The organism is Telmatobacter sp. DSM 110680 (genome assembly GCF_039994875.1).
GTDB lineage: Bacteria > Acidobacteriota > Terriglobia > Terriglobales > Acidobacteriaceae > Telmatobacter.
This window is the reverse complement of record NZ_CP121196.1, coordinates 3,343,298-3,366,034: the sequence shown is the minus strand read 5'-3', so window position 1 is coordinate 3,366,034 and position 22,737 is coordinate 3,343,298. Positions and strand designations below refer to the sequence as shown.

22 protein-coding genes are annotated in these 22,737 nt (G+C 55.6%); 9 read left to right on the top strand and 13 right to left on the bottom strand.

The features are described 5' to 3' along the window. Positions 1-12: 12 nt before the first annotated feature. The 4 genes from P8935_RS13905 to P8935_RS13890 form a co-directional block, all read right to left on the bottom strand. Complete coding sequence (locus tag P8935_RS13905) at positions 13-1,134, bottom strand: hypothetical protein (protein ID WP_348260899.1); 1,122 nt, start codon at positions 1,132-1,134, stop codon at positions 13-15. Between the two features lie 43 nt (positions 1,135-1,177). After that, complete coding sequence (locus tag P8935_RS13900) at positions 1,178-1,714, bottom strand: DUF1440 domain-containing protein (RefSeq protein WP_348260898.1); 537 nt, start codon at positions 1,712-1,714, stop codon at positions 1,178-1,180. A 50-nt stretch (positions 1,715-1,764) separates the two neighbouring features. Then, a complete protein-coding gene (locus P8935_RS13895; protein ID WP_348260897.1) occupies positions 1,765-2,052 on the bottom strand; it encodes a DUF3175 domain-containing protein in 288 nt (95 codons plus the stop codon). Positions 2,053-2,159: 107 nt separating this feature from the next. Beyond that, positions 2,160-2,309, bottom strand: coding sequence for a hypothetical protein (locus tag P8935_RS13890; protein ID WP_348260896.1), 150 nt, complete (start codon positions 2,307-2,309; stop codon positions 2,160-2,162). An 18-nt stretch (positions 2,310-2,327) separates the two neighbouring features. Here P8935_RS13890 and P8935_RS13885 point away from each other — a divergent pair, with 18 nt between their 5' ends. Both P8935_RS13885 and ligD read left to right on the top strand, forming a co-directional pair. Beyond that, positions 2,328-3,359: a Ku protein gene (locus P8935_RS13885; RefSeq protein WP_348260895.1), complete on the top strand. Its 1,032-nt coding sequence runs from the start codon at positions 2,328-2,330 to the stop codon at positions 3,357-3,359. 2 nt (positions 3,360-3,361) lie between these two features. Then, on the top strand, positions 3,362-6,130 hold the full coding sequence (gene ligD, locus P8935_RS13880) for a DNA ligase D (protein ID WP_348260894.1): 2,769 nt from the start codon (positions 3,362-3,364) through the stop codon (positions 6,128-6,130). Positions 6,131-6,220: 90 nt separating this feature from the next. Here the strand turns inward: ligD and P8935_RS13875 are convergent, their stop codons facing one another. Continuing rightward, positions 6,221-6,805 (bottom strand): DUF4142 domain-containing protein, encoded by a 585-nt coding sequence (locus P8935_RS13875; protein WP_348260893.1) that lies wholly within the window; start codon positions 6,803-6,805, stop codon positions 6,221-6,223. 239 nt (positions 6,806-7,044) lie between these two features. Next, positions 7,045-7,644 (bottom strand): response regulator, encoded by a 600-nt coding sequence (locus tag P8935_RS13870; protein ID WP_348260892.1) that lies wholly within the window; start codon positions 7,642-7,644, stop codon positions 7,045-7,047. Between the two features lie 221 nt (positions 7,645-7,865). Between P8935_RS13870 and P8935_RS13865 the strand changes: the two genes are divergently transcribed. The 3 genes from P8935_RS13865 to P8935_RS13855 all read left to right on the top strand — a co-directional run bounded on the left by P8935_RS13865 (position 7,866) and on the right by P8935_RS13855 (position 10,274). Next, complete coding sequence (locus P8935_RS13865; RefSeq protein WP_348260891.1) at positions 7,866-8,546, top strand: S24 family peptidase; 681 nt, start codon at positions 7,866-7,868, stop codon at positions 8,544-8,546. Between the two features lie 140 nt (positions 8,547-8,686). Then, entirely contained in the window at positions 8,687-9,661 is a 975-nt protein-coding gene (locus P8935_RS13860) for an oxygenase MpaB family protein (protein ID WP_348260890.1), read from the top strand. 106 nt (positions 9,662-9,767) lie between these two features. Then, the gene (locus tag P8935_RS13855) at positions 9,768-10,274 is read left to right on the top strand and encodes a DUF2127 domain-containing protein (protein ID WP_348260889.1); all 507 of its coding nucleotides are present in this window, start codon (positions 9,768-9,770) and stop codon (positions 10,272-10,274) included. Positions 10,275-10,343: 69 nt separating this feature from the next. Here P8935_RS13855 and P8935_RS13850 read toward each other — a convergent pair whose 3' ends face one another. Then, a complete protein-coding gene (locus P8935_RS13850; RefSeq protein ID WP_348260888.1) occupies positions 10,344-10,634 on the bottom strand; it encodes a hypothetical protein in 291 nt (96 codons plus the stop codon). Positions 10,635-10,963: 329 nt separating this feature from the next. On the opposite strand from P8935_RS13850, the gene P8935_RS13845 reads away from it, so the two are divergent. After that, a complete protein-coding gene (locus P8935_RS13845; protein WP_348260887.1) occupies positions 10,964-11,308 on the top strand; it encodes a FeoA family protein in 345 nt (114 codons plus the stop codon). Further along, positions 11,305-13,218, top strand: a complete 1,914-nt coding sequence (locus P8935_RS13840) for a ferrous iron transporter B (protein WP_348260886.1) — start codon at positions 11,305-11,307, stop codon at positions 13,216-13,218. Before P8935_RS13845 ends, P8935_RS13840 begins: the two co-directional genes overlap by 4 nt. 37 nt (positions 13,219-13,255) lie before the next feature. Here the strand turns inward: P8935_RS13840 and P8935_RS13835 are convergent, their stop codons facing one another. The 3 genes from P8935_RS13835 to P8935_RS13825 are packed head-to-tail and all read right to left on the bottom strand — an operon-like array spanning position 13,256 to position 16,562. Next, positions 13,256-14,728: a radical SAM protein gene (locus P8935_RS13835; protein WP_348260885.1), complete on the bottom strand. Its 1,473-nt coding sequence runs from the start codon at positions 14,726-14,728 to the stop codon at positions 13,256-13,258. Then, on the bottom strand, positions 14,725-15,276 hold the full coding sequence (locus P8935_RS13830) for a DUF2085 domain-containing protein (protein WP_348260884.1): 552 nt from the start codon (positions 15,274-15,276) through the stop codon (positions 14,725-14,727). Before P8935_RS13830 ends, P8935_RS13835 begins: the two co-directional genes overlap by 4 nt. A gap of 20 nt (positions 15,277-15,296) precedes the next feature. Next, complete coding sequence (locus P8935_RS13825; RefSeq protein WP_348260883.1) at positions 15,297-16,562, bottom strand: hypothetical protein; 1,266 nt, start codon at positions 16,560-16,562, stop codon at positions 15,297-15,299. Positions 16,563-16,927: 365 nt separating this feature from the next. Here P8935_RS13825 and P8935_RS13820 point away from each other — a divergent pair, with 365 nt between their 5' ends. Both P8935_RS13820 and P8935_RS13815 read left to right on the top strand, forming a co-directional pair. Then, complete coding sequence (locus P8935_RS13820; protein WP_348260882.1) at positions 16,928-18,097, top strand: VWA domain-containing protein; 1,170 nt, start codon at positions 16,928-16,930, stop codon at positions 18,095-18,097. A gap of 192 nt (positions 18,098-18,289) precedes the next feature. Next, positions 18,290-18,724, top strand: coding sequence for a hypothetical protein (locus tag P8935_RS13815; RefSeq protein ID WP_348260881.1), 435 nt, complete (start codon positions 18,290-18,292; stop codon positions 18,722-18,724). A gap of 246 nt (positions 18,725-18,970) precedes the next feature. Here P8935_RS13815 and P8935_RS13810 read toward each other — a convergent pair whose 3' ends face one another. From P8935_RS13810 to shc, 3 genes are all read right to left on the bottom strand, one after another. Beyond that, positions 18,971-19,399, bottom strand: a complete 429-nt coding sequence (locus tag P8935_RS13810; protein WP_348260880.1) for a hypothetical protein — start codon at positions 19,397-19,399, stop codon at positions 18,971-18,973. After that, positions 19,396-20,514, bottom strand: a complete 1,119-nt coding sequence (gene hpnH / locus P8935_RS13805; RefSeq protein WP_348260879.1) for an adenosyl-hopene transferase HpnH — start codon at positions 20,512-20,514, stop codon at positions 19,396-19,398. The genes P8935_RS13810 and hpnH overlap by 4 nt, the downstream gene beginning before the upstream one ends. Before the next feature lie 102 nt (positions 20,515-20,616). Further along, positions 20,617-22,623, bottom strand: coding sequence for a squalene--hopene cyclase (gene shc, locus P8935_RS13800; RefSeq protein ID WP_348260878.1), 2,007 nt, complete (start codon positions 22,621-22,623; stop codon positions 20,617-20,619). Positions 22,624-22,737 lie beyond the last annotated feature (114 nt).

Sequence of the window (22,737 nt, the reverse complement as noted above, 5' to 3'; positions counted from 1 at the left end):
GTCGACGGCAACCTAAAGAGGCTTACCCCGGAACAAATAGAACAGCTCGATCAGCAGGATGAGAACAACCGTGAATTCCAAAAAGAACGCCCGACTTTGGTTGAACTGATCCACCATGTATTGGTAGAGCTCTTCCGCTGTCTTCACTTTGCGCGACACCAATTCTTTGTAGTCCGGAACGCCAACCTTGGCTGCGGCCAACCTGTACAGACGTGCGGCAAACATATCGCTCAGAAACTTGATCGCGTTATCGGCACGCTCGGTCAGTTCATCGACATCGAGAAGCGTGGTGTGAAGATTTCGCGCGGACTTGGCTAGGCGCCATCGTGCAAAGAATCCCGTCTTTTGCTCCAGGAGCGCATAGGCCCGACCAAGGATATCGCTTAGCAATTCGTCGTAATGGCGAAATTCGAGCAATTGAGAATTTGCGTACTCAAGGAGTTGTATCGCGGTTTCCGCACCGATCCTGCTGTCGTAAAGGAAAGCCGCATTCCAACCAATTACCGTCACATCATCGGCGTAATAGGAGATTTGCGAATTCAAAACTTCGGTGCGCTCTCCCGGCGAAAGTCGCAATCGGTCTCCACGCACCACCTGAGCAATCTCGAAGCCGTGATCCCGGATCAGGTCGGCAGCCGACGGCGAACCGGGCACTTCGCTTATATGGAAGATGAAGTAGTCCTCGCTGAGCCAGCGCGAATACGGACGGACCATAGCTTCCGCGCATTGGTCGAGTCGAGCCTTGACCAGGGGTTCGGCGCGCGACGCGAAATCAACGTCCCAGACCCAGCGACTTGCGAGGTGGGCGAGGTTGTCCCAATCGCCGGAGAACGGAAGATGAAACACCACGCTGACTACGCCGTAGTCGTAATACTTGATCTCGCCTTCGAGTCTCTCTCCGCTGTCAAGTTGCAACGCTTCAAGCGGTTCAACTACCGGTGGGCGTTCATACTTTACGTACGCGGGCGCGCCGTGCTTCATCCGTGGTTGTTGCTGAACCGTGCGTTCTCTCACATTATGAAGTCGGTCGAGACGAAGTTCCTCACACACGTCAAACTGGATCAGCACCAGCACTGAGCCAGTCAGAACAGATGAAGTCGTGGATGGGGATTCGTTCGACACGTACAAGCGCATGGTAAAGCATTGCGCCTCAACTCCGCTTCAACACCACCCATGATTACAGCAGTGCGCGAACCAGCCGACGCACCGCCTCTGTGGCTGCGCCATACACAAGGTGCGCCGCAAATGGAGTAGCCAGAGACGAAACCGGCTCATCGCCCGATGACTGGGAAAGATTCAGCGCAGGCACGGCTACCAAATCCGCTCCCGTAAACAACGCGGCACCAAACGCAGTGCCGAAGCCGGTGGTCGCCGCAGGCATCTCCTCCGCGATTGCACCATACACTGCGCCCATGAGCGCCCCAAATGCATAGTGCACTATGGGACCCCCTTTCTCTTTCTCTTCATGGGAGAGATGCCTGCCGCCCGTGAGGGTCGAGACGACGGCGTCGGCTGTCTTCATGGTGGCGTCATCTGGCTTGTCGCCTGCCTGCGGCTGCTGAGTTTTGGCGGCCGTCTCGCCTTTCTCTACAGCCTTCTGCAGTTGCGGTCCGAGATTTTCCATGAACTCATTCATTACCCACGAGGCGACCAGGCCACCTACGATGCCCGCCACAATACCTCGGGTCAGATGCACCTCTTTTTGCCCGCTCATTTCAACCAATCCTCCACGTTTAAATTTCCATGGATCTGCAGCCCCAACGCTCAAGCCGACGCCGACTTTGCTTTCTTTTCACGCGCTGCCTTTACGCGCTTCGAAAGCAGCCTTTTCGCTTTCTCCAGTTCAGACAAGCGGGACTTACTCAGTCCCTTGCCCGCTCGATTGATGAAGTAGGTCAGCATTCTCATTCCTGATCCCGGCCCCTTCGGCGAAACCTTCTTCGATGCCAACTGGCGTGCTATCGTCTCCGCATCCTTGGTGAAGAGCCCTTCGGGTGGGTAGGTCGAGACTGTCTTCACTTTGCTGACCCACTTCTTCGCTGATCCTGCCATCGCGTACCCCGGGTCGCTAATCTCTGGTTCCTTGTTTCGCTCCGCGTTGGGGTTAGGATGCGGACGCGTCGGACCAGTTTGCTTTCAAGTTTTGTCCGAAGCTGCAATCAATGCTTCTTGAAATACTGAATCTCCCGCTCGTGCTGCTTGGCCTTCTCTAGCGACGAGAAGGTGCCAAGGTTTTTACGCTTGCCGGTTGAAGTGTCCTTCTTGCGTGAATACAAGCGAAATTCTCCGGATTTTAGTTTGCGAATCATGCGACTTTCAGATGCGTCATGTCCTGGCGCGCGCTGCCTGACCTGGCCATTCAGGGCCGCGACCAGGGATGCCTATTTCAGGACAACTTGCCCCATAACTGCAACATCGAACGACCTGGGACTGAGAGAAGCGGGGCACTCCCGTATGCTCTCCCGGGAGGCACTATGGCTGGCCGTCCATTCTGGTCTGGGCAACTTCGCATTTCGCTTGTTTCTTTCGGCATTCAGCTGTTCCCTGCCACCAGTTCCACATCCGAAATCTCCTTTCACCAAATCGATCGCAAGACCCTCCAGCGCGTCCACCATTTAAATGTGATTGACGGGGACAAGCCCGTCGAAAACTCTGAAATCGTCAAGGGATACGAATATAGCAAGGGAAAATATGTAGTCGTCGAGCCGGATGAGGTTAAAAAGCTCCGGCTTGAAACGCAGAGATCGATCGACGTCGCGCAATTTGTCGACGCCAGTGAAATCCCTCCTTACCTTTTTGAAAAGCCCTACTTTGTCGTACCCGATCCCAAAGGGGGATCTATCGAGGCCTTCGCCGTCGTAAGAACCGCCATGCTCGAGGCCAATAAAATCGCCATCGGGGAAGTTGCATTCGGCGGGCGCGAGCACTTGATCGCCATTGCGCCTGCGACCGAGAAGAACTCCCGCGGTTTGATGGCCTATACGCTGCGCTATGCCGAGGAGTTACGCGCTTCCAAGGATTATTTCGGCAGCATCCCAGAACACGCCGTAGATAAAAAGCAGCTCGCGCTTGCGAACGACCTCATTCGTGCTCAGTCGGCGGCCTTTCACCTTCAAGATTTCAAGGACGACTACGAAGCGGCGTTGCGCGAACTCATCGAGGCCAAGCGTACCAAATCGCCTCTTCCGGTCGAAGAATCCAAGCCGCGCGCCAAGGTCATCAGTCTCATGGACGCGCTGAAGCAGAGCGTCAGCGGGTCCGGCCACGAATCAAAAAATCGCAAGCCCTCTACTTCCCGCTCAGGGAAGAATGGCCCTACACTGGTCAAGTCTCGCAAACGCTCGCGTAAGGCCGCATGACCATGGCAAAGACCGCGTCTCGAAAGAACGCCCCCAAGAACGATCCGGCCAGCGTGCTGGAAGACCAGCTCAAACGCTACCGGGAGATGCGGGACTTCAATGTCACCGCCGAGCCCCGCGGAAACAGAGGCGCAATTAAGGCCGCCGCGCAGGGCGGCGCGTTGCCCTTTGTCGTTCAGAAACATGCAGCTTCGCATCTGCACTACGATTTTCGCCTTGCCTGGAACGGCGTTCTGAAGAGTTGGGCAGTCGCCAAAGGACCGAGCGACCTTCCTGCCGACAAACGTCTCGCGGTGCAGGTAGAAGATCATCCCATCGAATACGGAAATTTTGAAGGCACGATTCCCAAAGGTCAGTACGGCGGTGGATCCGTAATGCTGTGGGATTTCGGCGAGTGGAAGCCTGTCGAGGGTTACACCGACGTAGATCGCGGACTGGCCGACGGTCATCTCAAATTCGAGCTTAAGGGTCAGAAGATGCACGGCCGCTGGGCGCTTGTGCGCATGCACACCCATGACGCGCGCCCCGGCAAGCCGAACTGGCTGCTCATCAAAGATCGAGATGAGTACGCACGGACTGAAGATCAGCCATCGATTACCGAACGGCTGCCCGACAGCGCCATCAGCAAGCGCACTATAGAACAGATCGGCGAAGACAGCGACCGCGTGTGGCACAGCAATCGTCCCGCCGATCAGCAACCAGAAGCGACGAAACCGGCGGTGTCTCGAATCGCAGCGGGAAACGGCTCCCGAAAGGTGGCGAAGTCCAAGCCTTCATTTGCGACCGCACTCAACTCCGCACCGAAGGAAAAATTTCCGGCCTTCATTAGTCCCCAGTTAGCCAAGGCATCTACCGCACCGCCGAGCGGTGAGGGCTGGGTTCACGAACTCAAGCTTGATGGATACAGAATTCAGATTCAAATTCGGCCCGGTACTGGCTTAAAGTCGAAACACGTTTCGCTGCTGACCCGCAAGGGCCTTGACTGGACGCATCGTATGCCGACCCTTGCCAAGGCAGCCGAACAGCTCCCCTGCGACAGCGCTATCCTCGACGGCGAAACCGTGGTACTGGATCAAAAAGGCTCGACCAGTTTTGCGGATCTGCAGGCGGCGTTTCAGGAGGGCGCAAAGATGAATCTTACCTACTTCGCCTTTGACCTGCTCCATCTCAACGGCCACAACCTGCGCGATCTGCCCCTGCTCAAGCGCAAGGAGCTTCTCGCCAAGCTTCTGTCCCGACTCGACGACGACGCACCCATTCGCATCAGCGAACACTTTGCGGTTGACGGAAAAAAGGTTTTCGAAGAAGCGTGCAATCTAGGTGCTGAAGGAATCGTCTCCAAGGTTGCATCCGCGCCCTATTCGTCGACACGTGGCAACTCGTGGATTAAGTCGAAATGCTTTCAAGAACAGGAATTTGTTATTGGCGGCTTCACTGACCCATCGAATGGCAGTACGGGTATAGGCGCATTGATCATCGGATATTACGAGAACGGCAAATTGCTCTATGCCGGGCGGTCCGGCACGGGTTTCACGCAAAAGACTCAACAGATGTTGCACAAGCAACTCAGTAAGCTGGTGCAATCCAAAAGCTCCTTTGCTGATCTGCCGACAGGCATCTCGCGAGGAGTGCATTGGGTAAAACCTGAGATGGTCGCGCAGATTTCCTTTTCTAACTGGACTCGCGACAACCTGGTTCGCCAGGCGGCGTTCAAGGGTCTTCGTGAAGACAAGCCCGCCAAGGAAGTCGTCCGGGAAAAGGCTGAGCCGCTGCAAAGCTCCGACGCCGCCAAAGGAAAAGCGGAAAACAAATCCGCGTCAAAGTCGGCGCCAGCGTCACCCGCCTCAAGCGCGCACGGGGCATCGGTTAACGCGAAGAGTGCCGTGAAAACCGATCTTCCCATCACTCATCCGACAAAGATTCTCGATCCCGAATCGGGGATGACAAAGCTGATGCTGGCCAACTACTACCTTGCGGTGGCCGATCACATGCTGCCTCATATTGCTGATCGTCCCCTCAGCATTCTGCGCTGCCCCGATGGGGCCGGCAAACCTTGCTTCTTCCAGAAGCACGTGGGCATGGGGCTTGCCGGGGGTATCGGAAGCGTCCCCGTCCCCAATAAGAAGAACGCATCGACAGAACAGTACCTGACGCTGAACTCTGTCGAAGGCCTCATTGGCATGGCGCAGATGGGCGTGCTCGAAATCCATCCCTGGGGATCAAAAAACGACAGCCTTGAGAAGCCTGACCGGATCATCTTCGATCTGGATCCCGACGAATCCATCGACTGGAAGGTCCTCGGAGAGGCTGCAAAAGAATTTCGCTCCCGCCTCGAAGAGCTTGGCCTGCAAAGTTTCCTGAAGACGACGGGCGGTAAAGGTCTACACGTCGCAACGCCCATTCGGCCTGAAAACGAATGGCCCGCAATCAAGGAATTCGCGCACAACATTGTTCTTGGAATCGAACGCAAGAATCCACGACTCTATGTGACGAAGATGAACAAGTCGATTCGGAAGGACCGCATCTATCTCGACTACCTTCGCAACGATAGAGGATCAACAGCCATCGCGCCCTATTCGACGCGCGCCCGCTCCGGTGCTCCGGTCGCTCTTCCGCTCGATTGGAAGGAACTCAACGACAAGTCCCGTCCAACCTTCCATGTGACCGACTTCAATTCGTGGAAGAAGCGGCTCTCCCGTGATCCGTGGGCCGAGATGGATGGATTGAAGCAGCGCCTGGCCGCAGCGGCGATTCGCGACGCAAAGCGCTGAGACGGAGTATTCAAAAAGAAAAAGGGAGCACACTTGGCGCACGCTCCCTTCAACCGTCGTCCCTTAAGCGATGTTTGTGGCTTCCGAGATTTAGTGCTGAGATTCGCGGTGACCTGGCTGCACGTCGGGATTCATTGAGTCCCGCTGGACGTTGTGCGTCTTCGCAATTTCCTCAACCATCTTGAGATGTTCGCTAATTACCTGCTCTCCCTGGCTTGCCGCATCCTTGATACTGGTGTCATTTCCGGAGTTTGCTTCTTTTTTAAACGCCGATAGATCGTGCTGGTGATCCTTCAACATAGCCCTAATGTAGGCATTGTCGAACGACTCCCCTGAGAGCGATCCCAGCTTGGACTCAAGTTCCTTGTCTTTTGCAGCGACCCCGCCAGGAATGGAGATCCCTTCCTTCCGGGCAACCTCCTTCATCTGATCTCCGAGCTTGGTGTGATCGTCTACCATCTTCTGCCCAAACTGCTTCACGTCCTCGCTAGTTGCCTTCTGCGCGGCCAATTGTCCCAGTTGCACCTCGGCATTTCCACCCTGGAGTGCCTCCTGTACAAATTTCCTGTCCGACTTGCTCGGACTTGTAGTGTTCTGGGCAATGGCGGCGCCTCCGAAAAACAGTGCGGCGCTTGCAATGCTGCACACTGCCGTCAAGAATCGGTGCGAATTCATAATTTCTATACTCCTCAAATTGCAATCCAATCTATCGTTCGTGCAACTGTTGATGCCGTCACGCGAAATTCAAGTTGCTTTGCGTCTATCGCGCGCGTCTTGGCAGGCACGAAGACATTTAGCTTCCCGCCCAAGAAAAAGACTTGTTTGAAGGTGTGTAGCTGCTCACGAAAACTGAGTCACGGTGATTCTCCGGGAGCAATTGACTTCAAGATGCGGGGGGACTTTGAGCGTCTGATTTAGTTGTAGTTCGATTCATCCGGTCCGGAGAGAAGGGTCGAGGCACGTTCCAGCATCAGTTCGGGTTGCACCGGTTTCGCCAGAATTTCAAACTGATGCCCTTTTCGTCCGGCCTCTTCTAAGAGCATTCCCGTATTTGCATGCCCGGAGAACAGAATTACATGACACTTAGGATGGTTGGCCTTGATCACGAGCGCCAGGTCGATGCCATTCATCGCCGGCAACATCACATCCAACACCGCCAGTTCGGGAATCCACTCGGCGATCATCTCGATCGCTCTTTCGGCAGTGTATGCGACGCGCACATCGTAGCGCTGCAATTGAAAAATGAGTGACAAGGTGTCGGCAATGGCTGTCTCGTCATCCACAATCAGGATTCTTCGAGCGGTCTTATGGACTGGAAGTCCCATCAGCCAACCTTTTTCATGCGACGGAATGTTTGATTCGCCACCGTTGGACGATTTTGATGCAGATGAGTCAGAATCGCTGTGTGGGACGTCGCTGTTTTCGCCGGGGTCCACTCGTCCGGCGGGGTCTGTCTTCCTGCCCTCGTCAGTTCCATTTGCGCCCGAACCGAATTGGATAACCCCGTTCCCCATACCCACTTACGATGCGCCGGGAAGCCTGCTAGTATACGTCGAATGGCGATAAATTGTTGATTTCATTGAAGCAATTGCACCAACGGAATCGGTTGCCGGGGATATCAAAATCAGAGATCAGATGGCTGAACTCGATCTAACAATTCGTGAGTGGTCTGACCGTATTCGGCGATTGTTGAGGGAGCTTAACCTGACCCAAGCGGGACTCGCGGGGCGGCTGGGTGTTTCTCCTGCCACCGTTTCCCGCTGGCTTGCGGGAAAGAACGAGCCCACGGCTGAAACTTAACGTCGCGCTCGGCAACATCGCGGGAAGACCCGACGGCACCTACTTTTGGGAACGCGCTGGCATCGACACATCCGAACTGCCCGATCCAACTCTTCGCCACACCATCTCCTCCATTCAGACAACTCTCGAGGACTTCAACCTCATTACCTCAAAGAAGGTCTCGCAGCATCTTGCCGGAAAAGGAAACGCAGTCGCAATTCCACTCATGAACGTGACTGCTTTTGGAGATAGAGTTCCACCGCATGAAAATGTCCGGCTCTCACAAGCCAAGGTCGAAGACGTGCTTTTGGCTCCACTTTCGTGGTGTCCGCACCCCGAGAACATGATCAGTATGCACGTTGCCGGAGATTCCATGCATCCGGTTATTCCTTCCGGCTCAGTTCTGTTCGTAGACACCGCTGCGACCGATCGTGACCAAGTCAATGGGAGGCTTGTGGTCGCTTCTCATCGCGACCTCGGTTTCAAGGTGGCGCGACTGCAGCGGCTAGCGGGTTCGGACCTGCTGGTATCGGCGAATCCAAAATATCTGCCGATCGACGTCAGCAATGCCACTCGCTGGAAGATCTTCGGAGAAGTCCTGTGGTGGGTCACGAAGGACGTTAAACAAGAATCCTGACGTGAATTTCAAAATCAGCCATGACTTCCGTCGCGCCGTCTGCATCCTTTAGAACAGGTGAGGTTCCATCATCATTGGAACCTCGATAAATACTCTCTTGTGACAATCCGTCTTAAAAAAGCGATCATCTAATCAGCCACATGGCTTCTCCGGTCCCAGCAGATTCCTCGACCTCCGTCTCGAGTCAGGTGCTCGAACGCCACATCGCGTCGGTGGAACAGCAGGTGGCGCGCCCAGTCGAAGGCATCTTCGGTGCAGATTCAATTACCTGGCGCATCAATCGCGAATCAGCACTGTTTCTCGGTGCGGGACGTGCTGCCCTTCTGCAGCTCGCACACCCCTGGGTTGCCACTGCACTCGATCAGCATTCTTCGTTGCTCTCGAAACCGATTGCACGGTTTCATAGCACCTTCCGCGTCGTCTTCACCATGATCTTCGGCACCGCTCCGCAGGCCTTCCGCGCTTCCCGATCGCTGTACCAGACCCACACGCGCATCACCGGCAAGCTCCCTAGCGACGTAGCCGGCTACGCTGCTGGCTCGCGCTACGAAGCGCTGAATTTGCCGGCGTTAATGTGGGTTTATGCGACCCTGATTGAAAGCGCCGTCATCGCCTACGAATGCGTCCTGCCTCGCCTTACAAGTAACGAACGCGAAGCCTACTATGCCGAATCGAAGATCTTGGCTGGCCTCTTTGGCATTGCTCCCGAAGCATTGCCACCGGACTGGGGATCTTTCCAGGCTTACGTCAGGCAGATGCTCGTGTCGCAGGAGCTTGGCGTTTCTGACCGCTCGCGCATCATGGCGCACCGGATCCTGACGGGCGCCGGCTCGTGGGTTCCCATCCCGCGCTGGTATCAGTCGCTCACAACGGAGATTCTTCCGCCCCGCTTTCGTACGGAGTTTGGACTTTCCTTCGGTGAGGCGCGCATGACTTCCGCGGATCGGGCAAGACGCTGGCTGCCACGGGTCTACTCGAGCCTTCCATCCTCGCTCCGTTATGTGGGACCATTTCAGGAGGCACAAGCGCGCCTTGAGAATCGCTCCACCGGATTCATTGCCCGCCGCAGCAATCAATTCTGGATCGGCCAGCCTCTGTTGCCGTTCAACGAATAATCAGTAGCTCTGATTGCAATGAGCAACGTAAGTATTGGAGATTGCTCGCGCGTCCAGGCAACTGCACGGCGCAAAACTGCTCTCTTAAGAGAACAAGTTTAAGCTGATGAACCAACCCCACAGCGGACTCATTCGACTTATCGCCGTCTTCAAGCTGTTCAAAGCGGCGTCGCTTATCGTCGTTGGCTTCGGAATTCTCAGGTTGATTCATAAGGATGTGGGCGAGCAACTGGAACACTGGGTTGCGATGTGCGGCTTCGATCCCGGCAGTCGACTCATCAGTCACGCGATAGAGAAGGCCGCTCACCTTTCACCTCACAAGTTCAGGGAATTCAGCATAGTCAGCTTCATCTACGCCGGCCTCTTCCTCACGGAAGGCATTGGCTTGTGGCTGATGAAACGCTGGGCCGAGTGGTTCACTGTGATCATCACGTCTTCGCTGGTGCCAGTTGAGATTTACGAGATCGTTCACCATCCAACCGCGATCAAGATGCTCGTGCTTGTCATCAATATCGCTGTTGTGGCGTATCTGCCGTATCGAATCAAAAGCGAGTCGCATTCCTCTCCCAAAAACGTGATGAGGCGGATGGCCCGGCCGCTGCACAACCGATAACTGGCATCCATTTGCCTCGAGGTGGTGCTTGCGTGTAGTCGCCGTGTGCTGAACTACCAAATTGGCACACTAGCTCCCCGACAACCCCGTTACAAGTGCCGCCCATTCGTCCTCAAGGGAAGGCCTGTAGAAGTTCCGCCCGGCTCGCTGGTACCAATAATCCGCGTTTGACAACGAACCCTCCTTGCGGTGAAGGTAGGCGTGAACCGCCATCCCTTCCGCAGTCTCAAGTTCGTCCACCAGCGCGTGCGCCTGGGCCCACTCGCCCTTAGCATCCCACCACAGTGCAGCCAGTGGGGCAGTTAACCCCTCGGGCGGAATTTGCTCCTTCGCCGATGCGCGGAACTTGCTCGCATTCATGATCTTCCCCCTCGCTTAGAACTCCCTAAACCGATCGTGGCCGAGGTACGCATTAGGTGACCCAAATCACATCTTCTAAGAACTTCCCCGGATAAGAATAGCCACAAATCCGGTGAGCGTTGAAGTGAGTTTTGAAGGGGTCGATAAGGTAGGCAGAGGCAGATTGCCAGAGCAGCCTTCCAGGGGGTCGGGCCGTGACATCTCATCAAGCAGGACCAATCCCGAGTAGTATTTGCGATTCCGACCAAATTGGTCGTATACTTAATTCAGACCATTCTGGTCGTACTTATAGGGTGCTGCATTTTCGGCAGCCGGTGGGAGTTCGGCAGGTGAGCGTACTTACGGATCTGCACATCGGAGAAACAGCGACGCTGGTCGCCCTCAATCTCCCCGACTCCGTTCAGAACTACCTCATGCATATGGGCTTCGTCCCCAACGCGCAGGTTACAGTACTCCGCCGCGCCCCGGCAGGTGATCCCACCGTGTACGGTATAGACGGCATGCAGATCGCTCTTCGGCGCGAAACGGCTGAGGCTATCCGAGTTCGCACGTCGTCTGATACGTCGCAAGTGGAAATTGATGCGGAACTGGAGAAGATTGCCGCAAAAACCCGCTCTCAAAGCGCGCGCCAAGACCAATCTGAGATTCATGAATTCGCCGGTGTTACGCGATGAATGCCTGCTGCGAGACGCCGGCTTTTGCAGCCCCAACCGCTCCTCGCACTGGAGATCTGAGCACGGTTGTGCTCATCGGTCCGCCTAACTCCGGCAAATCCACGCTCTTCAATCGCCTCACGGGTTTACGTCAGAAAGTCGCCAACTATCCCGGCGTCACCGTTGAGCAGCGCTCCGGGCTGATGGCTGGTGTGGGCCGCGAAGACCTCACGCTTATCGATCTTCCGGGCGTCTATTCGCTGACACCGTACTCTGAAGACGCGCGGGTTTCGATCGATGTTTTGAAAGGCAATATGCCGGGCACTCCCAAGCCCGACGCCGTGCTCCTGGTTCTCGATTCTCTGCACCTGACGCGCCAGCTGATGCTTGCTGCCCCGGTGCTCGCTCTTGGCCTACCCACTCTTGTGCTGCTCAACATGAGCGACTTGATGGAGTCGCGCGGCGGCATCATCGATCCCCTTAAGCTCGCCAAGGAACTTGGAGCACCGGTAGCTCTCATCAGCGCCGTCCATGGCACGGGACTTGATGCAGTTCCTCTATTCCTGAATCAGCACGCCTCGCCACAAGCCGCTCAGCAGCCGCTCTCGCTTCCGGTTCTTGGCAACGCGGCCAGCACTCATACATGGGCTGCTCAGGTCAGCCGCAATACCGGCTACAAGGCTCCGCTATCGGCAGAGAACAGCCGCAAGCTCGACAACATCCTGCTCCATCGTATCTGGGGACCGCTCCTCTTTCTGGTTGTCGTCATCGGCGTGTTTGAAGTGGTCTTCTCGATCGGCCAGCCTATGAGCGACGGCTTCGGCGACATTCTCGCCAAAATGGGTTCACTGGTTCGTCCGCTGCTTCCCGCGGGGTGGTTACAATCGCTTATCCTTGACGGCGCATGGAAGGGCATCTCATCGGTGCTTGTCTTCCTGCCGCAGATTCTGCTTCTCTTTCTTTTCATCGGAATTCTGGAAGACTCCGGCTATCTTGCCCGGGCAGCGCTAATCGCGGACCGCGTGATGCGCACCATCGGCCTCAATGGAAAGGCATTCATTCCGCTGCTCTCGGCTTACGCCTGCGCAGTGCCTGCCATCATGGCAACGCGCACCATTGAGAACAAACGCGACCGCTTCGCTACCATCCTTGTCACGCCGTTCATGACCTGCTCCGCGCGTCTGCCCGTGTATATGCTGCTTATCGCAGCATTCATCCCGAATATTGTGTTTCTTCACGGATTCCTCGGCCTTCGCACCATCGTCATGCTCGGCCTTTACCTTGCAGGATTCGTCGCTGCCATGACTACAGCGCGTTTGCTCAAGAGTTCCATCCTCAAGTCCAGCGAAGCACCCTTCATCCTCGAGCTGCCGCAATACCGTATGCCCACGATCCGCTCGCTGGCTTTGCGACTTGTAGATCGCGCCAAAGTATTTCTACGCCAGGCCGGGACAGTCATTCTCTGCGTAACGCTGGCTCTGTGGCTGCTGGCGCACATTCCGCCGGTGCCGATGGCGAACGGCCACTACACTGCTCCGGAACTCGCCGACAGCGTTGTCGGCAAGCTGGGACATTTCATTGAGCCAGCCATCGCGCCCCTGGGCTTCAACTGGAAGGTCGGCATCGGTCTCATTTCCAGCGTGTTGGCGCGCGAAGTCATGGTCTCCACCATGGGGACGCTTTACGGCGCCGACCCTGAAACGCAGACCATGCATCTGCAAGCCGCTTTGCACACTGACATGAAACTTGGCGGAGCTGTGGCCCTGATGATCTTCTTTGCTTTCGCCATGCAGTGCACTTCCACCATGGCCGTGGTTCGCCGCGAAACCAATAGCTGGAAGTGGCCCGCTCTGCAGTTCGGCTACATGCTGGTGCTGGCGTATGTCTCCGCCTTCGCCGTCAACCACATCATTACTGCTCTATTCGGATAATCTCGACTTCCCTCGCCCACTTCCATTCAGCTTGAGATCAGCTCTCGTACCAGGCGGGATAGACCATCCCTCCCGATGCTTTTGTATTCCACTTAAATGCGGTGGAAAGCATCAACGGCAACGATCGCCATAGGAGATTCCAGCAGATTCCGCGGCGGCGCGCGTTGCTGTCCAACAGGTCTGAGAGCACTTTGCCAAACCGTGTTGAAGACCAATCGAACAGATAGCTTCTCGCGATCTCGCGTGCCAGTTCAGCCATCAATTCGTCGTTACCTGGTCGAGGAATGAAGTCGAAGCTCCGGAATGCATTGCCGGTCGTGTCCCACATCCGCGATTTCCACGCGGGCGTCCCTGGCAGCGGCGTGAGAGGGATAAAGAAGAGCTGGTCGATATTCAGTTTCTCTGCAGCTTGAAACAGGGCCCGCACGCTTTGTGGAGTATCCGCAGGCAATCCATATATGAGACTTCCGAAAGTAATGACTTGTGGGTATTGCGCGCGCAGCAGTTGCACAGCGCAGTCGACCTCGCCATGCAGGTTGCCTTTGCCGAGCCGCGCCAATTCCTTATGATCGAGCCGCTCTATGCCAAGATAGGCTTCGTTCCATCCAGCTTCACAACACAACTTCAGCGCACCGGAAGAATCGTCGCGAACTACATAGTCAGCACGCACCCAGGCGCTTTGACCTATCGCCAGCCGAGCACTCGTGTGGGGATCTGCATTGAAGCACGGATCGACCCAGCCGAGATATCGCCGTCCATAGCGATCCATCAGAATCCTGATCTCATCCAGTAGTCGTTCCGGCGACTTCACGCGCAGACATGGAACCTGGCGCTGCGCGTCGAAGCGGCCCATCTGCCGCCACAGCACGCAGAACTCGCAGCCGTGCGTGCATCCGCGACTTGCCTCAATGCTTGTGAAGTTCGGGTGATGCCGGCTGTGTGCTCCGTATTTCTCCATCGGTAAAAGATCATAAGCAGGAAACGGTAAGTTATCGAGATTGGCGAGGAGTACGCGAGACCCTGTGAACACTACCTCTTCGCCATCAAGGTAAGAAATTCCGTCTACGCAGCGAAGCGCCTTCACATCCTTCGCCAGCATTGCTCGCATCAATTCGACTACAGTGATTTCGCCTTCGCCATGCACCACTACATCCACCAACCCTGTGGCCAACACCTGGGCAGCGACCTGCGAGAAGAAGCATCCGCCAGCGACAACGCGTGCTCCCAGTCCTTTAGCGAGGCGCGCAATCCTAAGTCCCTCGACACAGCTCACCGCTTCCTCTCCAATCCCGATGCAATCAGGTTTCAGAGATATAAGGATCTGGGTAAGCGTCGACCAGCCCATCGATAACGCCGGAGCGTCGAGGATAGCAACGCGAATCTCCGGAACATGCTGGCGCAGTGCAGCAGCCATTGAAGCGAACGCTAGAGGTGGCCAAAAGGCCGTGCTCGGTCCGTTGAAGGGCCACAGCGGTCGCGGCGGGCGAACAAACAGGAAGAGCGGTTTCATGGTGGCGACGGAATTGATCGACGGAACAGCAGTCGAAGAATCCCTGGCAGCACGATCAGATTCGATAGCGTAAGAAGTACAAGAACAGCCAGTCCGAGTGCGGCAAGTGCTGTAAGAAACAGGCCGGTTATCACGCCACCCGTATACACCATAACGAGCAATAGTACGGCGGCTGCAGCAATCAGTGAGAGATACGCCACCATCAGCGAGGTGCGTAAATCCCTCCACACGTTCCAGGCGGAGAATGGATTCAGCGCAAGATAGTAGACAAGCCCCATCGCAAACAGCATGCCCGTAAATGTCCGCACCAGACCGCCATGCTCCACGAGATGAAAACCAAAGGGAAACATGGCCAGCATGAACGCGCCATGTATCCAGTACTGGAATGCACTGGGCCTCGGACGAAATACCACGACGAAAATAAGCGCGAAACACGCTCCCACATACAATCCCGTACATCGCTGGCAGCAAGGCAAAGTTACCCCGCCAAGAACCCAGTTGTGTTGCTGTCCGCAGATATACGAGAAAACTTCCTTCAAGAAGTTCATGGCGTTCATCCCGACAATGTTCAATGCCTCCTTGCTTTCTTAGGCACGTGGACCTTCGTAATGCGATGTTCAGGATGCGCGACGTCGATCAGGTACAGCCCGCGGTCGTCCTCTGCAACGGCATCTCCCAGTGCTCCCGTACTTGCTGCAACGGTCTTTCCATCCGGAGAAAGTGACACCTGCATGCCGAAGTTCAGCATGTTTTCTTCCTCATCCTCCTTCGTCGAGTCCTGGTGATAACCTGCAATTCGCGTCAGACGTCCGGCTGCTCCCTCAATTGGAATTTCGGCTAAATCGTATACAAAGGTCTTATCTTGTTCGCCTTTGGTAATTACTGGCGCAAAAAGCGTTTTGCCGTCATGAGACCAAACCAGCGGTCCAAGGCGATCGAGCTTGACTCCAACATCCGGGGCGAACTGGCCAAGAAAACCCTTTTTCTCATCGAGTAGAATGATGCGCGCGCCATCGCTTCCTTTACCAGGAACAGCAATGCGCGTTCCATTGGGTTCCCAAGCTCCGCCCATGTTGTCTGTCAATCCGAGATCATTGACTTGTTGCCCCCACATTGAGAAAAACGGCTTTCGGCTCATGTCATTCAAATCAATCTGCCCGAACTCTACACCGTCTTCCGTTGCATCCTTTTTGTCGACAGTGGGCGCGGGCCGCTCCACTCCGCGCATGTAAACGAGCTGCCCGTTTTGTTCCGAAAGGAAACCTGTCCCACCGTCGAGACTTTTGGAATCCATCTTGCCTGACGTAAGGTTCACCCACGTCAAGTCCTCATCGCCGCCGAGATATAGCGAGTCTCCAATTTGCGGCGCCCAGGCCATTGTGAGACATGCGGAGTTTTTGCCGAAGTTATACGCTTGCACCGCTTCGTCCGACTTGGTTGGAATCGACATAATCACGCATTGAAAGTCTCCACCCAAGCTTGTACTCATTGCTACAAAGGCACGCGTGCCATTCAATTGCCATGCCGGGGAGAGGATAGAACTTTCTTCGTTCTTCTCGTCTCGCCTAATCAATTGTGCGAACAGATCTCTTGTCTTGCGCGTTCTGAGGTCATACATGGCGACGACCTCACGAGAGCTTACCTCATCGTAGTATCCAAAAAGAATCTTCGACCCATCGGGACTCCATGCTGGGCCACCGACGCAGGCCACGACGAAAATCATCCAGCCGGCCAGCGCCACCGCCAATAGAACAACATTCAGCCAACTGGGCTTTTCTGGCCGGGCAGATGGAGATTCATTTGACGGGAAGGACGTTGCTACTTCTTCATCCATGAAGCCACCTCGCATTGCGCTTGTTAAGTCGCGCTAAACAGAGGCGGAAGCACATCACAGAGCGAGAACAGGGGCTTCCGATAGACGGTTAGAAGCTAGTTCCATCGCCGTCATGAGGCTGTGATGATGATCACGAGACAGGCAGAATTGCCTCCTAGGACTGACCATAGGCGCTGGAAGATGCGACGACAAAGTGTCTTCAGTTACGATCTTGATCGCCGTAGTAACTGACGCCCGGATTTTCTGAATACCGGGTAGCAGTCCGACTGCGTTGCAATGACTACCTGGCCTAAAATATCAAGAACGTTCTGCCTCCCAATCAAGCTACCTGTCAGGAGGTGGCAGCGTCCGAGTATCGTATGCGCATGAGCGTTGAAGCGAAAATGTGGCCTTTTATTCAATACGTTGCTACCCTAGCGATCGTTTGTATAGTGGCGGCTGCGCAGACCCCTACGCTCAAGACGCGCACCAGGGAAGACCGCGAACGCGAGTTCCAAGCGAGCCACCGCATTGTTCTCAACGTGCAAGTGACCGACGCTGCCGGTAAGCCCGTCACTGACCTGGACGCCAAAGACTTTGCGATTTTCGACAACCATGAGCCCCGCAAGCTGGTCGCATTTCACGCGATCGACGGCGAAGCGATGAACGATGCCACCGAAGTCATTATCTTGCTTGACGCCGTAAACAGCACGACGCAGGCTCTAGAGGCTGAGAAGGCCGGCATCTTCAAATATTTCGCCCAGAGCCACTCCGCGCTACCGTACCCGACTTCGTTTGTGCTTTGGTCAAACGGCCACTTGAAGGCGACCGGAGCTACAAAAGATCGCAATGCGGTTGGCAAAGCCTTCGTGAGCATGACAAAGAATCTGCATTCCAATGCATGCGCGCCCGTTGACGGTTCGGCCGCAAAAGCTGCAGAAGCAGCTGGCACTCCTGGACAAAACGAAGTTGGCCCTCATGCAGCGGATGTGGCCAATTGCCTCCAAGTTCACTTCAAGGACTCACTGGCGGCGCTTGACGGAATTGCCGAGCAACAACGCCACGTCGGTGGCCGCACAATTTTCGTTTGGGTGGGCGCCGGATGGCCGCTGCCGTCCGATATTGACTTTGCACAACTGTCGCCCAAAGCTCGCAAGTCTTATTCAGATGAGCTTGTCAACATCCTCAACGACCTTCGCGCCTCGCAGGTCACGCTGGATGCCCTTGGAGTGCACGATCCTAACCTTTCCGCAGAACTCACACGCGTAGATCAGCAAACACTCCCTGCAGGAGCCGCGTCTCCCTTGAGCGCTGGACCGAGTTCACTTGGACTTCCGATACTGGCTCGGCAAACCGGCGGCCGCGTGATGTCAAACAGCAATGACATTTCCGCTGACCTCGGCAAATTGTTTGATGATGCCGACTGGTACTACGCGCTGTCATTCAATCCGCCGCCGGCATCGAACGGGGTCGAATTGCGATCTCTCGAGGTAAAGATAAGCCGCCCCGGCCTGAATATCCGCACGATGACCGGGTACTACACGGAGCCCTTCTAAAGCCGGCAATGGTGCATCGCGCTCTTCATCCAATTCGCGCATACGGAAGCGTGACTCCATCGGATCTGAAGCTGGAGATTTTCGCATTACCTTGGGAACTTGTCTCCGATCGCTTGCCACACGGACAATGAAGTTTAGACTGCGTTCTTCCCGCGCAGCCGTTTTTGTGTCTCTGACTGGAGGTCGACTGCAATGCGCTTGAAAATCTGTTCTTTTCTTTTGATGGGAGTGGCTGTGACAGCGTATGCCCGTGAACCACACCACTATCAGTCGGGCAAACTGCTACAGATGGCTTCAGTCCCTTGCGGAATGGCGGAAAAAGATGCCAAGACCATTACCGGCGAACTGCTTGGCACCGATAGCTCTCACAAGAAAACGGAAGAGGTCTTGTGCCAGGAATATGTTTTGGAGAGCGAGACGGTCACTTATCGCATTCGTCCGAAGGACGATAAGCATCCTGCTCTCCTTCCGGTTGGCCAGGCTGCACAGTTCTTCCTCGAAAAGGACAAGATGAAACTGCGGGTGGAAGATCTCGACAACAAGGATCGCGAGTACATTGTGGTTTCGATGATGCCTCGCGAAACCGCCACGGCAGATGCTCAGCCCCAACGCACAAAACTACAGTAAGGGCGGCACTGCTTTCTTTGTTTTGGATTTAAAAGCACGACCAGAATAGCGATCGCGACGTCAGCCGCACGTGGCGTGCGGCTTGAAATCGCCCGCGGACTTTATCTCCACCGGGATTAGTACGACACGTTTGTGTGAGGTTAGCTCAACCCGAAACGTCGCACCTAGATATAGCCACCGTTTGTTCCTGCACTTCAGGCGCGAGTGCAATACATCCGCATTCCTGAACGCGACCAACGGCCTGCATCAGTCGAGCTTCTCCGGGACCAGGGCAATATTCTTCTCGCCTGCAGCTTTACGTTCGTTGTAAGCCTTGAGCCAGTCTTCCCAGTGCTTGCCGGCAGCGCGATCCTTGCCGGTGAACTCAAGGCGCGCTATGTCGGCGTAGCTGAGCCTCAACTTGTTCGGCGACTTCGGTGAAAAATACTGCACATACGAGTCCGCAAGTGTCGGGCCCGTCTGCCGATTGAAGATGAAGGCCTCGACACGTTCGCCATTCTTCAGCGTCATTGTCACGTCGCCACGATAGTCGAACGCTTTTTCCAGCGCCTGACGAAGATCCTCTTCGCTGGCAAGTTCCGGAATCCATCCTTCCAGATTCTCGTGAACAGCGCCCGGCGCAATTTCCAGCGCTTCGATTTCTTCACGCGTGTATTTCAGCACTTCAGCGCTCATGCGTTTGTCTCCTCGAGGGCCGGCGCGTTCTTCTCAATCTGGACCAGAGGGGCATGAGAATGCGTATCCCACTCGTTAAGCTGTTTCAGCGCATGCGCGCTCTTGTAGCTGCTGAATGTTCCCTTCACCATGCCCCAGAAGCCGCTCAGCGTAAGGAATCCGTCGAGGACTGCCGTGGGCTCATAACCGCAGCTCACCATACAGTTCGCACACTTCGGATTGCCGCTGCCGACGCCGTACTCTTCCCACTTCGTCGTTTCCATCAACTCCTTGAAGGTCTCAGCGTAGCCATCCTGCAGCAGGTAGCAAGGCTTCTGCCAGCCGAAGATGTTGTAAGCCGGAGAACCCCATGGGGTGCAATCGTAGTTGCGGTCGCCCATCAGAAACTCGAGAAACAGCGGCGACATGTTGAACTTCCACGACTTCTTGCGGTTCGACAAAATGGCGCGGAAAAGTTTGCGAACCCGCGCACGTCCCATGAAGTGAGTCTGATCAGGAGCCTTGTCATAGCTGTAGCCCGGCGACAACACGATGCCCTCAACGCCGATGGCCATCATCTCGTCAAAATGAGCTCGTACGCTGTTGGGGTCGGTGCCATCGAAGAAAGTCGAATTGGGCGTCACGCGGAAGCCGCGCTTCACCGCTTCTTTGATACCCTCCACCGCGATGTCATATCCACCCTCACGGCATACTGAGAAATCGTGGTGATCGCGCTGACCGTCGAGATGGACTGAGAACGTCAGATATTTTGACGGCGTAAATTCGTGAAGACGCTTCTTGAGTTCCAACGCATTGGTGCACATGTATACGTACTTCTTGCGCGCCACCAACCCATTCACAATCTCGACGATCTGAGGATGCAGCAGGGGCTCACCGCCGGGAATCGCCACCATCGGCACACCGCACTCTTCGACTGCCGCGAAGCATTCCTCTGGCGAAAGCTGCTTCTTCAGGATGTGAGGCGGATACTGAACCTTGCCGCATCCGGCGCAGGCGAGGTTGCAACGAAAAAGCGGCTCCAGCATCAAGACCGTTGGATAACGCTTAACGCCTGCGAGCTTTTTCTTCCAGACATATGTGGCAACCGTCCACACCTGAGAAATCGGAATAGCCATTACTATTTATCCCTCCGAGGCAATAGCCCCGTTCAAATCTTTCTTCGTTCCTTTAAAACTTTCAGCAGTACAGCTTCGATTCTGCCGACGCAGAATTTGTTGTTAAGAAGCACGCTCAATCGCTCGCACATAGCTGGTCAAAGCCATGAGCGGGAAGTACTGCCGGTACATCGTGTAGGCCAGATAGAAAACTTTCGGGAAGCCTGTTCCCGTGATGATGCCCTCGCGCTTCGAACCTTCACCCATCGACTCATCCCAGCTGCCGTCCTTGAGTTGACGCTGAAGCAACCAGCGAACGCCTTTGGCAACCGAGTCGGATCGATCGTCGCCCGCGGCCAGCAGCGCAAGCATCGCCCAAGCCGTCTGCGAAGGAGTGCTTGGTCCTACCCCGCGCGTATTCGGATCTTCGTAGCTGCCGCAAGTCTCGCCCCAGCCGCCGTCGGAGTTCTGCACCATGCGAATCCACTCCGCTGCCTGCTGCACCTGCGGCTCGTTGTGATCGAAGCCGATCGCATCCAGCCCGCGCAGCACGAGAAAGGTGCCGTAGATGTAGTTCACACCCCAGCGACCGAACCAGCTTCCATCCGGCTCCTGCTCGCTGAGAATGAACTTGATGGCCTTCTGCACGCGCTTGTCCTGCTGTGTGTAGCCGTAACAGGCCAGCATCTCCAGCATGCGTCCCGTGATGTCCACTGTCGGCGGATCGAGCATCGCGTTGTGATCCGCAAACGGAATGTACTGGAAGATCATCTTGGTGTTGTCTTTGTCGAAGCTTCCCCAGCCGCCGTTGCGGCACTGCATCGCGAACTCCCATTCAATTGCGCGCTGCACCACCTGGTGCTGGTAGCGCTCGCGGGGATTGTCTACTTTGCTGAGGGCCAGCAGCACCTGTGCTGTGTCGTCGGTGTCAGGATAAAACTCGTTGTTGTGCTCGAAGTACCATCCTCCCGGCTCCGTATTGGGAACCTTCACAGACCAATCGCCCTTGTGGCGGACTTCCTTCGACAGCAGCCAGTCGGCGGCTTTGAGCATGCGCGGGTCGTTACGCGGCACTCCCGCTTCGCCCAGCGCGTAGAGGGCCTGCCCTGTGTCCCATACCGGCGATACGCAGGGCTGCATGCGGAAGGTCGGTTCCGGCATTACATCGCTTGCGGGCGCTTCAATTCCCAGTTTTTCAAACTCATCGCGCGCGCGGATCACCTGCGGATCGTCTTCGGAATATCCCAGGCAGCGCAGCGCAATAATCGCATTCAGCATGGCGGGATAAATCGCGCCCAGGCCGTCCGTCATTTCCAGCCGGTCCAGCATCCACTTTTCCGCTTTCTTCAACGCCAGCGTGCGCAACGGACGGATGTGCACAGCCTCGAACCAATGCGTCACGCGATCGATCACGATGAAGAAATTTCGCCACGAAATGAAGTTTCTTCGGTCCCAATGCAAGCGAAGGTTTGAGTTCGCGCGTCCGCCTACAAAAAGCTCATCGATGCTGTGCTCGGGCGGAATTTTCTTGTAGGGCTTCTTGGCGTAGATGATTGCCAGCGGCACAAGAATGGAACGCGACCACGCAGAGATCTCGTAGATGTTGAAGTAAAACCAGTTTGGAAAAAGAACAATCTCAGGCGGAATCGCAGGCACAGCATCGTAGTCGTACTGGCCCAGCGCACAGAGATACATCTTCGTAAACGTGTTGCACTCGGTCACGCCGCCATGCGTGAGAATCCATTCGCGACACTTGACCAGGCGCGGATCCGTCGCGGGAATATTCATCAGCTTCGCGGAAAAATAGCACTTCACCGAAAGTGATATATTGCCGTCACCACCCGGATAAAGACTCCAGCTGCCATCGTCCTTTTGATAGCGCATCATTTCAGTGCAGGCGCGCTTCAGCCTTCCCGGATCACCCGACTCAAGGAGCGTGTGCAGAAAGATGTAGTCCGCTTCGAGCATTGCATCCGCTTCCAGTTCCCCACCCCAGTACCCCTCCGGGTGCTGGAGTGAGAGCAGGTAGTCACTGGAACGATGAATGGCGGCTTCGACATCCCCAAGAGCCGCATCCATACGGCCGAATCTCGGTGCGGCGGATTGTGTCTTAGCCTGCTGGATAGTCATTGCGATGTACGGCCCTCAATAGATCAAAAATACTGGCATTTCGAAACAACTGCTTCGCCCTTTTTTGCTTCAAGTTGTTTCTGCTTCAGCTCTGTGCAGCATTCATGCGTCGGA

Bases quoted from the DNA above. Each gene is read 5' to 3' on its own strand.
- P8935_RS13875 (WP_348260893.1), bottom strand. From the start codon at position 6,805: ATGAATTCGCACCGATTCTTGACGGCAGTGTGCAGCATTGCAAGCGCC.
- P8935_RS13810 (WP_348260880.1), bottom strand. From the start codon at position 19,399: ATGAGCGCTGAAGTGCTGAAATACACGCGTGAAGAAATCGAAGCGCTG.
- P8935_RS13895 (WP_348260897.1), bottom strand. From the start codon at position 2,052: ATGGCAGGATCAGCGAAGAAGTGGGTCAGCAAAGTGAAGACAGTCTCG.
- P8935_RS13815 (WP_348260881.1), top strand. From the start codon at position 18,290: ATGCGCTTGAAAATCTGTTCTTTTCTTTTGATGGGAGTGGCTGTGACA.
- P8935_RS13830 (WP_348260884.1), bottom strand. From the start codon at position 15,276: ATGAACTTCTTGAAGGAAGTTTTCTCGTATATCTGCGGACAGCAACAC.
- P8935_RS13850 (WP_348260888.1), bottom strand. From the start codon at position 10,634: ATGAATGCGAGCAAGTTCCGCGCATCGGCGAAGGAGCAAATTCCGCCC.
- P8935_RS13820 (WP_348260882.1), top strand. From the start codon at position 16,928: ATGAGCGTTGAAGCGAAAATGTGGCCTTTTATTCAATACGTTGCTACC.
- hpnH (WP_348260879.1), bottom strand. From the start codon at position 20,514: ATGGCTATTCCGATTTCTCAGGTGTGGACGGTTGCCACATATGTCTGG.
- shc (WP_348260878.1), bottom strand. From the start codon at position 22,623: ATGACTATCCAGCAGGCTAAGACACAATCCGCCGCACCGAGATTCGGC.
- ligD (WP_348260894.1), top strand. From the start codon at position 3,362: ATGGCAAAGACCGCGTCTCGAAAGAACGCCCCCAAGAACGATCCGGCC.
- P8935_RS13825 (WP_348260883.1), bottom strand. From the start codon at position 16,562: ATGGATGAAGAAGTAGCAACGTCCTTCCCGTCAAATGAATCTCCATCT.
- P8935_RS13885 (WP_348260895.1), top strand. From the start codon at position 2,328: ATGTCCTGGCGCGCGCTGCCTGACCTGGCCATTCAGGGCCGCGACCAG.
- P8935_RS13840 (WP_348260886.1), top strand. From the start codon at position 11,305: ATGAATGCCTGCTGCGAGACGCCGGCTTTTGCAGCCCCAACCGCTCCT.
- P8935_RS13890 (WP_348260896.1), bottom strand. From the start codon at position 2,309: ATGATTCGCAAACTAAAATCCGGAGAATTTCGCTTGTATTCACGCAAG.
- P8935_RS13900 (WP_348260898.1), bottom strand. From the start codon at position 1,714: ATGAGCGGGCAAAAAGAGGTGCATCTGACCCGAGGTATTGTGGCGGGC.
- P8935_RS13835 (WP_348260885.1), bottom strand. From the start codon at position 14,728: ATGAAACCGCTCTTCCTGTTTGTTCGCCCGCCGCGACCGCTGTGGCCC.
- P8935_RS13905 (WP_348260899.1), bottom strand. From the start codon at position 1,134: ATGCGCTTGTACGTGTCGAACGAATCCCCATCCACGACTTCATCTGTT.
- P8935_RS13860 (WP_348260890.1), top strand. From the start codon at position 8,687: ATGGCTTCTCCGGTCCCAGCAGATTCCTCGACCTCCGTCTCGAGTCAG.
- P8935_RS13855 (WP_348260889.1), top strand. From the start codon at position 9,768: ATGAACCAACCCCACAGCGGACTCATTCGACTTATCGCCGTCTTCAAG.
- P8935_RS13870 (WP_348260892.1), bottom strand. From the start codon at position 7,644: ATGGGGAACGGGGTTATCCAATTCGGTTCGGGCGCAAATGGAACTGAC.